Raw genomic sequence first — 13,087 nt, forward strand, 5'->3', positions numbered from 1 at the left:
TCGTCTTGTGGTTCGCGCTCTGCGCTCGATACAATGAGGTTTTGCGATGAGTCTCCGCGGGCTGCTCCCGCCCCTGCGGGAGGAGCCGTCCTACAAGCAGGCGCTGGACGCCGTCCGCTCCGGAACCCGGCCGTGGCTGGTGGGCCCCACGGGATCGGAAAAGGCCCTGGTCCTGGCCGCCCTGGCCGGCGATCTCGATCTGATCGCCGACGGCACGGTGCTCATCGTGACGCCCTCCCGGGAAGCGGCGGACCGGCTGCATGACGACCTGCTGGCGTTCCTGCCTGAACTCGAGGAACGGCTCATCGTGTATCCCCAATGGGAGATCTTCACTGCAGACGACGGCCGGCCGCCCGCCGAGGCCGCCGGTGAGCGCCTGGCGGTGCTGATGCGCCTCCTGGAGCGGCCGGCCCTGTGGATCATCGCCCCGGTGGCCGCGTTGCTGCGTCGGATCCCGGGTCCCGATGACCTCCTCAAGACCTCGGAGCGCGTCGCGCCCGGGCAGCGCCTGGACCTGATGCGTCTGACCGCCTTCCTCGCTTCGGCCGGATACCGCCGCGTCGATCTGGTCGGTGCCCGCGGGGAGTTTGCCGTGCGCGGGGGCATCCTCGACGTCTTCCCGCCGCAGGCGGAGGCGCCGGTGCGGGTCGAGTGGTGTGGGGATGAGATCGAGTCCGTCCGCGCCTTCGAGATCGAATCCCAGCGCAGCACGCAGATGCTGGGGCAGGCCCTCCTCCCCCCGGTTGCCGAGGCGGGGGGAGACGCGTCGCTCCTGACGTACCTGACCCCGGGCGCCCTGGTGGTGTACGACGAACCCGTAGACCTGCAGCGCCAGGCCCGCTCGCTGCTCGAGGGTCCTCAGGCGGCGGACCCACCGGCCTTTTTCACCTGGGACGAGCCGCCGCCGGAAGGGCTGCGTGCGGTGGCGCTGTCGGCGGTACATGGCGCCGACCGTCTTGAAGTCGAGATCCCGCTCCGCTTCCCCGGCGTCGAGGCCTTCGGCGGCCAGATGAAGCTCCTGGCCCGATCGATGGAGGAGTGGGTGGTCGCCGGGCGCCGTGTCGTCATCGCCACGGCGCAGAGCCGGCGGATCAGCGAGATCCTCCGGGACCACGGGCTGGCGGTGACGGCGGCCGCGGCGCTGGAGGCGGCGCCGGAACCGGGGCAGGTAGTCGCCGTGGAGGCCCCGCTGAGCCACGGATTCCAGATCGAGACCGCGGGGCTCGTCGTGGTGACGGACAGCGAGATGGTGGGCTGGCGCCGGCGACGGCGGCGCCAGCGGTTCCGCGAGGGTGTCCGCCTGTACTCCTGGACGGACCTCGCCCCCGGCGACTACGTCGTCCACATCCATCACGGCATCGGGATCTACCGCGGCATGCGGCGGCTGCTCCTGAACGGCGCCGAGCGGGACTACCTGGAGCTGGAGTACGCGCAGGGCGACCGGCTCTTCGTGCCCACCGACCAGATCAACCTGGTGCAGCGCTACATCGGGGTGGAAGGCCAGCGGCCGAAGGTCCACCGGCTCTCGGGCGCGGAGTGGGAACGCGAGAAACGCAAAGTGCGCGAGGCCGCCCGGGAGATGGCCCGGGAACTGCTGGCGCTCTACGCGCTGCGGGAGAGCACGGCCGGACACGCGTTCGCTCCGGACACGCCCTGGCAGCACGAGCTGGAGGCGACCTTCGAGTTCGAGGAGACGCCGGATCAGTGGCTGGCCATCCAGGACGTGAAGCGCGACATGGAGCAGCCCCGGCCCATGGACCGCCTCATCGCCGGGGACGTGGGGTACGGCAAGACCGAAGTGGCCCTCCGCGCCGCCTTCAAGGCGGTGATGGACGGCAAGCAGGTCGCGGTCCTGGTCCCCACCACGGTCCTGGCCCAGCAGCACTACAACGTCTTCCTGAAGCGCCTCGCCGCCTACCCCGTCAGGGTCGATGTGGTCAGCCGCTTCCGGACCCGCGCCGAGTTGAAGAAGACACTGGCGGAACTGGCCGCGGGAACCCTGGACATCGTCATCGGCACCCACCGGCTCCTGGAAAAGGACGTCCGCTTCAAGGACCTGGGCCTGCTCATCATCGACGAAGAGCAACGCTTCGGCGTACGGCACAAGGAGAAGTTGAAGCAGCTGCGGGCGACCGTGGACGTGCTGACGCTCACCGCCACGCCGATCCCCCGGACTCTGCACATGTCCCTGGCCGGGCTACGGGACATGTCCGTGATGGAGACCCCGCCCGAGGCCCGGCTGCCCATCCACACCGAGATCCGCCCCTATGACGACGACCTGGTGCGCTGGGCGATCCTGCGGGAACTGGAGCGGGGCGGGCAGGTCTACGTCGTCCACAACCGCGTGGAGACCATCGAGCGCGCGGCCCGCCGCATCCGGGCCCTCGTCCCCGAGGCCAGGGTGGCCGTGGCCCACGGGCAGATGCCGGAGGAGCGGCTGGAGCAGGTCATGATGGACTTCCTGGGCGGGCGCGACAACGTGCTGGTCTGCACGACCATCGTGGAGATCGGATTGGATATCCCGCTGGTGAACACCATCCTGATCGAGGACGCGCACCTGATGGGGCTGTCGCAGCTCTACCAGTTGCGCGGCCGCGTAGGACGGGCCGACCGGCAGGCCTACTGTTACCTCCTCTACCCCCGCGGGGCCCAGCTCACGGAGGAGGCGCGCCGGCGCCTGCAGGCGATGCAGGAGTTCGTCGAGCTCGGCTCGGGTCTCAAGCTGGCGATGCGCGACCTGGAGATCCGCGGTGCGGGCAACCTCCTCGGGCCCGAGCAGCACGGCCACCTGGCCGCCGTGGGGTTCGAGCTGTACGCGCGGCTGCTGGATGAGGCGGTGCGGGAGCTGCGCGGACAGATCGTGGAGGAGACGCCGGAGACGACCATCGACCTGGGCGTGGACGCCTTCCTCCCGGAGACCTACGTCTCGGACGAAGGTCAGCGCATGGCCCTGTATCGCAAGCTGGCCGCCGCGCGCACCGTTGAGGAGGCGGAGGAGGTGGCAGAGGAGATCGTCGATCGCTACGGGACCATGCCGGCCGCCGCGGCGCACCTCGTGGAGATCGTCCGGCTGCGCGCCCTGGCCCGGGAGGCCGGCGTGGTGGCGATCACGCGCGAGCGGGACCGCATCACCCTGCGGCCCGCCGCGGGATGGACCCCGACGGCCGAGGAGGAACCCCGGCTCACCGCGCCCTTCCGCGGGCGGCTCACCGTGGCCAGCGGGATGCTGCGACTGCGGACCGAAGGCACCAACTTCGCCGAGGACGCGGAGTGGATCCGCCGGGCCCTCTCCGCCCTCAAGGGCCTGACGCGCCGGCGCGAACCGGCGGCGGTTCGGTAGCTGGCGCAGACACCGCCGCCTCGGACCCATCCTCCACCGTTGCGCCTGCGCTTCCCCACCCTGTACGATGAGGGCATGGCCAAGAATCTACGCACCGTGGTGCTGGCTCTGCTCCTGGCGCTCGCGGGGACGGCGGCGGCGCTGGCCCTGACGCGGGGGATGCAACAGGGAACCGGCGTCGCGGCCACGGTCAACGGCGAGGTCATCTACCGCAGCGAACTGGACCGCGAGGTGGCGGCCGTCGCCCAGCAATACCGGATCGACCTGACCAGCGCCGAGGGACGCAAGCAGCGGGAGGAGATCTCGCGCATTGTGCTGGACCAGATGATCGAGCAGCGCCTGATTCTGCAGGAAGCGCGCAAACGCCACGCCCTGGCCACCGAGGCGCAGGTGGCCGCCGCCGTTGAGGAGATCCGCAAGAACTTCCCCTCCGATGCGGAGTTTCAGTTTGCCCTGGACCAGCGCAACCTGACCCTGGACGACCTGCGGAAGCGGCTGCGCACCACCCTCACCGTCCAGAATCTGCAGGCCCGGGTCAGCCAGGCTACCGTTAACAGCTCGGAGGTCGCCAGGTACTATGAGCAGAACCGCCGGGAGTTCGACCGCCCGGAACAGGTGCGGGTGCGGCACATCCTCGTGGAGACCGAGGCGGAAGCCCGGCTCGTGCTGGCCCGGTTGATGCGCGGGGAGAAGTTCGCGGACCTGGCCCGGCAGCTCTCCAGGGACCCCGGCAGCAAGGACCAGGGCGGAGACCTGGGGTTCGTGGCGCGGGGCCAGCTCGTCCCGGAGTTCGAGCGGGCCGCCTTCGCCCTGCAGCCCGGCCAGATCTCCGGCATCGTCAAGACCCAGTACGGCTACCATGTGATCCAGGGGATCGCCCGCCAGGCCGGCAAGCCCAGCACGCTGGCCGAGGTCTCCGACGAGATCCGCCGCCAGCTGTTGACCAGGAAGCAGGAGGCGGACTTTGCCCGGTGGTTGCAGCAGGTCAAACAGACGGCGACCATCACCCGAACCGATACGACTAGGTGAGGGACGTGCGGCTGGACAAGTTCCTGCAGGTTAGCCGGTTGATCAAGCGCCGGGCGGTCGCCAACCGGCTGTGCGACCACGGACGAATCCGGGTGAACGGGGTGGTGGCCAGGCCCTCGGCGGCGGTCCGCCCCGGGGACGTGATCACCATCAGCCGGGGGGATCGCCGCGTCGTGGCCAAGGTCGTCTCAGAGACCCTGGCGGAGATCCTGTCGCGGACCACGGTGGAGGAGTGGCGTGCCTGAAATTGTCGCCGTACGCGGGCGGGAGATCCTCGATTCGCGCGGGAATCCGACGGTGGAGGTCGAGGTCCGACTCCGGGACGGCGCGGTGGGACGGGCCGCCGTGCCCTCGGGAGCCTCCACCGGAGCGCACGAAGCGCTCGAACTGCGCGACGGCGATCCCACCCGCTACGGGGGCAAGGGCGTCCTCCGCGCCGTGGCCAACGTCAACGAGCGGATTGCGCCGGCCCTCGTGGGCTGGGAAGCCACCGACCAGGCGGCACTGGACCGGCGACTGCTCGACCTCGACGGCACGGCGAACAAACGGGATCTGGGGGCCAACGCGATCCTGGGCGTCTCGCTGGCCGTCGCCCGCGCCGCCGCCGCCTCCCGAGGCCTGCCGCTCTACCGGTACCTCGGCGGGGAGGGGGCGCGGGTGCTTCCGGTGCCGCTGATGAATGTGATCAACGGGGGCGCCCACGCCGATAACCCCCTCGATGTGCAGGAGTTCATGCTGGTCCCCCTGCGCGCCCCCCGCTTCGCTGACGCGCTGCGCATGGGCGTCGAAACCTTCCATCGGCTGCGGGGGCTGCTGAAGTCCCGGATGATGTCCACCGCCGTAGGCGATGAGGGCGGGTTCGCGCCCGAGCTGCGCACCACGGAGGAGGCCCTCGACATCCTCACCCGCGCCATCGAGGACGCCGGCTACACACCGGGGGCGGACGTGGCCGTGGCCCTGGATCCGGCCGCCACCGAACTCCACGAGGACGGGCGGTACCGCTTCGCTGGCGAGGGTCGCCAGCGGACGAGCGACCAGCTGGTGGAGTACTACGAGCGCCTCTGCGCCGCGTATCCCATCGTCTCGATCGAAGACGGCATGGCCGAGGACGATTGGGAGGGCTGGAGAGCGCTCACCGACAGGCTGGGCGACCGGATTCAGCTGGTGGGGGATGATCTCTTCGTCACCAACGTGGGTCGGCTGCGGCAGGGCATCGAGCGGGGCGTGGCCAACGCCGTCCTGATCAAAGTGAATCAGATCGGGACCCTGACCGAGACGCTGGAGGCGGTGGCCGTGGCCCGGGAGGCGCAGTACGGCGTGATCATCTCGCATCGCTCCGGCGAGACGGAGGACACCACCATCGCCGATCTGGCCGTGGCGACCAATGCTGGCCAGATCAAGACGGGCGCCCCGTCCCGCAGCGAGCGCGTCGCCAAGTACAACCAGCTGTTGCGGATCGAGGAGGAACTGGGAGAGCGGGCCGTGTTCGCCGGCGCCGGGGTCTTCCCCCGGGCGGCGAGGATCGGCGGAACCGGATAGCGAACCCCGACCCCGGGGTCAATCGTACCTGACGTCGTCGAAGCAAACGGAGCAGCCGTGTCCCCAGCCATCCAGCGCCCCCGCGACCGGGCGCACCTTATTCCTCCCCCTCCGCACCTCCCCCGCTCCGCCCGTGTCGGCGCCGTCATCGCCGTCGTCGCGGCCGCCGCCTACCTCTTCGGGATTAACGCCCTCCACGGCTACCGTCTCAACCGGGAAGCGGCCAGGCTGGCCGCCCTGAAGCGCACCCTCCAGGAGCACAACGCCGTCCTGCGCGAAGAGATCCGGCTCCTCCAGACCCCCGGCTACATCGAGAAGATCGCCCGCGAACAGCTGGGACTGGTCCGGCCCGGGGAGATCGCGATCCTCATCGTGCCGTCCCCGGCCTCCCCTCCCCCGCCGCCGGCCCGGCCGGAGGAGCCCACCCGTCCGCTGGTGGAACGGCTCTGGAACGCCCTGACCCGCTGGGTGCAGGCACGGGGCACCGACTGATTGACACTGCGGAATCGGGGGCCCTATAATGCGCCTGCATATCCCCTGATCAGAGGAGGCGGGCTCGAACGTCTATGGTCGTGGAGACCGGCGCGATTGTGGAAGGCACCGTGGTCAAGATCACCCCATACGGCGCGTTCGTCGAACTCCCCGACGGTCGAAGCGGTCTGGTCCACATCCGGGAAATCGCCGACGTCTACGTCAAGGACGTCCGGGATTACCTGAAAGAGCAGGAGAAGGTCAAGGTCAAGGTCCTCGGCCTGAACGAGCGCGGCAAACTCGACCTCTCCGTCAAGCAGGCGCTCTCCCCCGAAGAGCGCGCCGCCCGCGCCCGCGCCAAGACCTCCTTCGAAGACAAGCTGAAGGCCTTCATGAAGGAGAGCGAGGAACGTCTCCTTGACCTGAAGCGCAACACCGAGGCCAAGCGGGGCGGCGGCAAGCGGCGGAAGTAACTCCCCCGCAGGACGCCGGTCCCGGCCCCGGGAAGCGCCTCCGTCAGAGGATCCCCAGCAGCCAGGCGATATCCTCGAAGGCCCTCCAGGTGATGTCGTCACGCTCCAGAGCGCGCGAGCGTTCCTGGATGTCGGTTCGGGCCTGCAACGCCTCCAGCTGTTCGTCCATCCGCGCCAGGCGCATCAGGACCTGCTGGAGCTGCGGGTCCGCCGGGGCCTTTCCCAGCAGGGCGCGCACGCGGGCCAGCGCGTCACGCTCCACCTCCCGCGCCCGGCGGTCCATCTCTCTGGCCTCCAGGCGGCTGTAGGCGACGAGTTCGCGGCGGGACTCCATCGCCTCCAGCAGCGCCGCCCGCACCTGCTCCACCGGCCTTCCTCCGCCCATCGCCGCTATCTCCGCTCGCCTGCAGACGCCCGTCGCTCCTGGTCCCGATACTGGAGCTGGTACAACTTCGTGTAGATGCCGCCCCGCGCCAGCAGGTCGCGGTGCGTGCCCTCTTCCACGATCCGCCCCTTGTGCATGACCAGGATGCGGTCCACGTTCTGGATGGTGCTGAGGCGGTGGGCGATGATGATCGAGGTCCGCCCCCGCAGCACCTTCTGCAGCGCGTCCTGGATCAGGGCCTCGGTGTCGGTGTCCACGCTGCTCGTGGCCTCGTCCAGCACCAGCAGGATCTCCGGGTTGTGGGCCAGCGCCCGGGCGAAGGCGATGAGCTGTCGCTGCCCCGCGGAGAGCGTGGCGCCCCGTTCCACCACCTCCGTGGCGTAGCCCTGGGGCAACCGCTCGATGAACGCATGGGCGTTGACAAATCGGGCGGCCCGGCGAAGCGCGTCGTCGTCGATCTCCGTGTTCCCCAACCGGATGTTGGAGGCGATGGTCCCGGAGAAGAGGAACACGTCCTGGAGGACGAGCCCCACGTGACGGCGCAGATCCTGCTGGCGGTAGCGCCGCACGTCCACCCCGTCCACCAGGACCTGCCCCCGCTGAGGATCGTAGAACCGGGTGATCAGGTTGATGATGGAGGTCTTGCCCGCCCCGGTATGCCCCACTACGGCCACGCTCTCCCCGGCTCGGATGCGGAAGGAGACGCCCTTGAGGACCCAGTCGGGAGCGCCGTCTCCGGCGGCGGGGGCCTCATCGTAGGCGAACCAGACATCGCGGAACTCCACCTCGCCGCGGACACGCGTCAGGGGTACGGGGTCGGGGGGATCCTGGACCGTCACCGGCTCGTCCAGGAGCCGGAAGATGCGCTCGGAGGAGGCCATCGCCGCCTGAAGGATGTTGTACTTCTCGGCCAGGTCCTGAATCGGCCGGAAGAAGCGCTCGGTGTACTGGATCTGGGCCACGAGCACGCCGAGGGTGACAACGCCCTGCACCACCTGACCGCCGCCGTACCAGAGGAGCAGCGCGGTGGCCACCGCACCGAAGAATCCGGCCAGGGGGAAGAAGAGGGCCATGTATCGGGTGGCCTGCAGGTTACTCTCCAGATGGTCGCGGTTCAGCGCGTCGAAACGGGCGAAGTTCTTCGGCCCGCGGTTGAAGAGCTGGGCCACCATCATCCCCATGATGTTCTCGTTGAGGTAGGCGTTGATGCGCGCGATACGGATGCGCACGGCCCGGTACGACTCGCGCATCCGGGCCTGGAAGGCGAAGGTGGCCAGCGCCAGCACGGGCATGATGGCGAAGGCGACCAGGGCCAGCCGCCAGTCCAGCCAGATCATGGCCACGACGATCCCGGTGAGCATGACGAGGTCGCCGATCACCGTCACCACGCCGGAGGTGACCATCTCGTTGAGCGTGTCCACGTCGTTCGTGATCCGCGTCATCAGCCGCCCCACGGGTTGGCGCGTGAAGAACGCCACCGGCAGACGCTGGAGGTGGCTGAAGAGTTGCAGGCGCAGGTCGTACATCACCTGCTGCCCCACGATCTGCATGAGGTAGTGCTGCCCGTAGCGGGCGGCGAAGGCGGCCAGCAGCGCCAGGAGGTAGAGCAGGGCCAGGCGCCCCACCCCGGCGAGCTGGCCCCGGGCGATGTACCGGTCGATGGCCACCTTCACAAAGTAGGGGCCGAGCAGGTCCAATCCCGCGGTGAGCAGCAGGAGCAGCACGGACAGGATCACGACCCGGCGGTACGGCCGCAGGTACCTCAGCAGACGCCGCATCAACCGGGCGTCGTAGGCTTTCCCCAGGATCTCGTCTTCCTGGAAGTGGACGCTCATGCCTCAGCCAGCTCTTCTTCCAGCAGCTGCCGCTGGTAGAGATCGGCGTAGAGCCCGCCGCGGGCCAGCAGTTCGTCGTGCCGGCCCTGCTCCACGATCCGCCCCCCGTCCAGGACCACGATCAGGTCGGCATGCCGGACAGTCGAGATGCGGTGAGAGATGAGGATGGCCGTGCGGGTGGCCATCACCTCCCGCAGCCGGGTCAGGATCTCTTCCTCGGTGTGGGTGTCGACGCTGCTCAGGGCATCGTCGAGGATCAGGATGCGCGGGTCACGGGCCACGGCGCGGGCGATGGCCGCCCGCTGCTTCTGCCCTCCGGAAAGGGTGACCCCACGTTCGCCGACCACCGTGTCGTAGCCCCGGGGGAACCCCTCTGCATCGCGCACCAGCGCCGAGATCTCGGCGGCCCGCTCGACGACACCGTCGCCGGAGTGGTCCAGCCCGTAGGCGATGTTCTCGCGCAGGGTCTCGGAGAAGAGGAAGGTGTCCTGGGGGACGAACCCGATCTGCCGGCGCAGGTCGTCCAGCCGGATGCGCCGGACGTCCACGCCGTCAATGAGCAGGCGGCCCTCGGTGACGTCGAACAGGCGGGGGATGAGGCTGACCAGCGTGCTCTTCCCGCTGCCCGTCGGCCCGACCACGGCCACGGTGTACCCGGCGGGGATGCGCAGGTTGATCTCCCGGAGCACGGGGACCCCGTGGTAGGCGAAGGTCAGGTTCTGGAACTCGATCTCCCCTCGCAGCGACGGCATCGGCTGCGCGTCAGGATGATCGACGATCGCCGGGCGCTGGGCGAAGATCTCATCCAGGCGCTTCATGGAGGCCAGCCCGCGCTGCATCAGGTTCACCACCCAGCCCAGGGCGACCATCGGCCAGGCCAGCAACCCGAGGTAGGCCGTGAACTGCACGAACTGCCCGATGGTGATGCGGCGGGTGATCACGGCCTCCCCGCCCTGCCAGAGGAGCACCACGGCGGCCAGACCGAGGAAGAGGTCGATGAGCGGCCACAGGGCCCCGGAGGTCTTGATCACGCCCAGGTTGCGCCGGATGTACTCGCGGTTCAGGGCGGCGAAGGCCTCGATCTCGTAGGGCTCCTGGGCAAAGGCTTTGACCACCCGGATCCCCGAGAAATTCTCCTGCGCCCTGGCCGAGATGGCGCTGAACTGGTCCTGGACGAGCTCGAACCGGGCATGGATGCGCGGGGCCAGGAGGATGAAGGTCAGGCTGACCAGGGGCAGGATGAACATCATCACCAGGGTCAGCCGCAGGTCCACGGTGAGCATGAAGCCCACGGCGATGGCGAAGGTGACCACGGTGGAGAAGCCGTGCATCAGCCCCGGGCCGAGGAAGCGCTGTACCGTGCTCAGATCGTTCACCGCCCTGGCCATGAGGTCGCCCGTGCGGGTGCGGTGGAAGAACCCCAGGTGCATGCGCTGCAGGTGGGCGAAGTAGTCGTTGCGCATCTCGTATTCGATCCGCCGGGAGGCCCCGAAGATGCTCATCCGCCAGGCGTAGCGCAGGGCCAGCACGGCGGCCTGCACGAGGACCAACCCCAGGGCGTACAGAGCGAGCTGCCGGATCGGAACGCCGCGGGCGATGCCGTCGATGGCCAGGCGCACCAGGACGGGGTTGATCATCACCAGCAACGCCGCGACGATGCTCAGCAGGAAACCGACGGCGTAGGATCGGCGGTGACGCCACAGGTAGGCGCGCAGCCGGGGGCTCATGGACTATCCGCTCCCCGACGGCACGCCGTAGGCCAGCAGCACCCCCAGGGCGCGCAGCGAGAGGTCGACCTCCCGGTCGGCGCCCTGCTCGCTGGTCCATCCGCCGTCCTCCCGCTGGAGCCCCAACAGCCTGCGGATGGCCGGGGCGACCAACGGGTCTTCGGCGGCGAATCCGGCCGTGTGCAGACCGCCGAGGAGCTCGACCAGCCGGTCGGCGGTCCAGGCTTCCGGATTCACCCGCTCCAGCGCCTCGAGACCCGCAGCGGCGCTCCCCGGCCCTTCGATCATCGCCATCACCACGGCCGCCAGCACCGCCACCTGCAGCGGTTCGTCTTCGGGCCGGCCGCCGTCGCGCCAGGCGCGAAGCGCCTGGGCGGCGCGCTGGACGCTGTCGTGGCGCACCCCCAGCAGCCGGGCCAGCCAGTAGGCGCCCAGCGCGGTGCAGTAGGTCCGCCCGGCGGCGTGTCCCGGCCGCGCCAGCGGCGGCGGATCATACTTGATGAGCGCCGGACTCTCCTCCCATGTCCCGTCGGGCCGCTGCACGGTGAGGAGATAGGCTCCCGCGCGCTCCACCTGGCTCGTGCCGGCGAGCCGCAGGTCGTGCAGCCACTGCAGGGCGGCGGCGGTGGAGGTCACGGCGGAGGGCCGACCGGGCACCATCTGGTAGGGAAAGCCGCCGTCCTCGTTCTGCCGGGTGAGCAGGGCGCGGACGGCCTTCGGCTCAGGCCGCTCCCGGCCGAGGAGCCCGGCCAGCCGTCCACGCTCCAGCTCGTCCCCGTTCTCCTGGATGTAGGCGACGGCTCTGGCCAGGTAACCGTTCATCCCTCCACCATGCATTCCCTCATGGGCGCCACCCGGATCCCGGCCGCCTCCAGCGCCTGACGCACGGCGGCGGCGATCGCCGGACTCCCGGGGGTGTCGGCGTGGACGCACAGGGTCTGGGCCCGAAGACGGACGGGCGCCCCCTCCACCGAATCCACCACACCGTCCCGCACCATCCGGACGGCGCGGGCCGCGGCGGCCCGCGCATCGGTGAGCAACGCGTTGGGTCGATCGCGCGGCACCAGCCGGCCGGCGGCGGTGTAGCCGCGGTCGATGAACGCCTCCTCGGCGGTCCGCAGCCCCATGGACCTGAAGACCTCGGCCATGGGGGATCCGGCCAGGGCCACCGCGATCAGCCGCGAATCGACGCGGCGAATCGCCTCGCCGATGGCGCGCGCCGTCGCCGCATCGTCCACCGCCACATTGTACAGCGCCCCGTGGGCCTTGATGTGGACAAGAGCCGTCCCGGCCGCCCGGGCGACCTCCTGCAACCGCTCGATCTGCCGGACCAGCGTGTCCACCAGCGCCTCGTGGGACATGGCCATGGGGCGTCTGCCGAACCCCTCCCGGTCCGGGTAGGAGGGGTGCGCTCCGATGCCGACGCCCCGCGCCGTGGCCTCCAGTACGGCCCGTCGCATCGACCGCTCGTCTCCGGCGTGTCCGCCGCAGGCGATGTTGGCGGAGGTGATCACCGCCAGCAGGGCGGTGTCGGTAGAGGCGCCCTCGCCCAGGTCGGCGTTCAGGTCAATCTTCATGAACTCCTCAGGGTGCCCAGAAACTCTTCGATGGCGGCGTTGGTCTCCCGCGGCCGCTCCAGCATGACCATGTGCCCGGCTCCGGGCACGATCACCAGTCGCGACCCGGCGATCTGCTCGTGCAGATACCGGGCGTACTTCACGGGCGTCATCCGATCCTCCTCGCCGCAGATGATGAGCGTGGGCACCGTGATCTCCCGGACGCGCGCCATCACATCGAAGTGATCCGCCGCCCAGAAGTCGTCGTACACCACCGCCGGAGCCACGGCGCGCAACGCCTGACGGGCGCGATCGACAATGCGCGGAGGGGCCGCGGGCGCAAACCACCAGCGGAGCAGCTCTTCCACCGCTTCCGAATAGCCGCGGCGGAGGAGGTCGAAGAACTCGGGCCGCACGCGCAGACGGGCGCCCGCGCCCAAGAGGATCAGTCCCCGCAGGCGGGCGGGAGCGTCCAGGGCCGCCTGGAGGGCGACCGCCGCGCCCAGCGAGTGACCGCCGAGGACGCAGGGCGCAGGGACCGTCGTGGCCACGAACTGCAACACCCACCCGGCCAGATCGGACACCGAGGACAGCCCGGGCCCGGTCGGATGCCCGGGCAGGTCGGGCGCCACGGCTTCGGGGAAGGCCAGCAGCTGGTTCTGCCACAGCTGTCCCAGGCCGCCGGCGCCGTGGAGGAGCACCATGGGAAGCAGCGGCCCGGGACGGGACATG

General features: G+C 69.9%; 12 protein-coding genes. 6 read left to right on the forward strand and 6 right to left on the reverse strand.

Translation table 11 applies throughout. The features are described 5' to 3' along the window. Positions 1-46 precede the first annotated feature (46 nt). The 6 genes from mfd (at position 47) to QN141_00340 (ending at position 6,852) form a co-directional block, all read left to right on the forward strand. A complete protein-coding gene (mfd, locus tag QN141_00315) occupies positions 47-3,340 on the forward strand; it encodes a transcription-repair coupling factor (GenBank protein ID MDR7556915.1) in 3,294 nt (1,097 codons plus the stop codon). Positions 3,341-3,415: 75 nt separating this feature from the next. Continuing rightward, on the forward strand, positions 3,416-4,369 hold the full coding sequence (locus tag QN141_00320; GenBank protein ID MDR7556916.1) for a peptidylprolyl isomerase: 954 nt from the start codon (positions 3,416-3,418) through the stop codon (positions 4,367-4,369). A 5-nt stretch (positions 4,370-4,374) separates the two neighbouring features. Then, the gene (locus QN141_00325) at positions 4,375-4,614 is read left to right on the forward strand and encodes a S4 domain-containing protein (GenBank protein MDR7556917.1); all 240 of its coding nucleotides are present in this window, start codon (positions 4,375-4,377) and stop codon (positions 4,612-4,614) included. Then, positions 4,607-5,908, forward strand: a complete 1,302-nt coding sequence (gene eno / locus QN141_00330; GenBank protein MDR7556918.1) for a phosphopyruvate hydratase — start codon at positions 4,607-4,609, stop codon at positions 5,906-5,908. Before QN141_00325 ends, eno begins: the two co-directional genes overlap by 8 nt. Positions 5,909-5,965: 57 nt before the next feature. Then, on the forward strand, positions 5,966-6,400 hold the full coding sequence (locus QN141_00335; protein MDR7556919.1) for a septum formation initiator family protein: 435 nt from the start codon (positions 5,966-5,968) through the stop codon (positions 6,398-6,400). A gap of 74 nt (positions 6,401-6,474) precedes the next feature. Next, complete coding sequence (locus QN141_00340) at positions 6,475-6,852, forward strand: S1 RNA-binding domain-containing protein (GenBank protein MDR7556920.1); 378 nt, start codon at positions 6,475-6,477, stop codon at positions 6,850-6,852. A 43-nt stretch (positions 6,853-6,895) separates the two neighbouring features. Here the strand turns inward: QN141_00340 and QN141_00345 are convergent, their stop codons facing one another. Genes QN141_00345 through QN141_00370 form a run of 6 tightly spaced genes read right to left on the reverse strand, consistent with a single transcriptional unit; the run spans position 6,896 to position 13,086 of the window. Continuing rightward, positions 6,896-7,219 carry a hypothetical protein gene (locus QN141_00345; GenBank protein MDR7556921.1) on the reverse strand — a complete coding sequence of 108 codons (324 nt, stop codon included), beginning with the start codon at positions 7,217-7,219 and terminating at the stop codon, positions 6,896-6,898. Positions 7,220-7,242: 23 nt separating this feature from the next. Continuing rightward, positions 7,243-9,072 (reverse strand): ABC transporter ATP-binding protein, encoded by a 1,830-nt coding sequence (locus QN141_00350; protein MDR7556922.1) that lies wholly within the window; start codon positions 9,070-9,072, stop codon positions 7,243-7,245. Then, positions 9,069-10,799: an ABC transporter ATP-binding protein gene (locus QN141_00355; protein ID MDR7556923.1), complete on the reverse strand. Its 1,731-nt coding sequence runs from the start codon at positions 10,797-10,799 to the stop codon at positions 9,069-9,071. Before QN141_00355 ends, QN141_00350 begins: the two co-directional genes overlap by 4 nt. A 3-nt stretch (positions 10,800-10,802) precedes the next feature. After that, on the reverse strand, positions 10,803-11,621 hold the full coding sequence (locus QN141_00360) for a terpene cyclase/mutase family protein (protein ID MDR7556924.1): 819 nt from the start codon (positions 11,619-11,621) through the stop codon (positions 10,803-10,805). Continuing rightward, on the reverse strand, positions 11,618-12,376 hold the full coding sequence (gene pxpA / locus QN141_00365) for a 5-oxoprolinase subunit PxpA (protein MDR7556925.1): 759 nt from the start codon (positions 12,374-12,376) through the stop codon (positions 11,618-11,620). The genes QN141_00360 and pxpA overlap by 4 nt, the downstream gene beginning before the upstream one ends. After that, positions 12,373-13,086, reverse strand: a complete 714-nt coding sequence (locus tag QN141_00370) for an alpha/beta hydrolase (protein ID MDR7556926.1) — start codon at positions 13,084-13,086, stop codon at positions 12,373-12,375. Before QN141_00370 ends, pxpA begins: the two co-directional genes overlap by 4 nt. Position 13,087: the final 1 nt, after the last annotated feature.

The organism is Armatimonadota bacterium (assembly GCA_031459765.1).
Taxonomy (GTDB): Bacteria; Sysuimicrobiota; Sysuimicrobiia; order Sysuimicrobiales; family Kaftiobacteriaceae; genus Kaftiobacterium; species Kaftiobacterium secundum.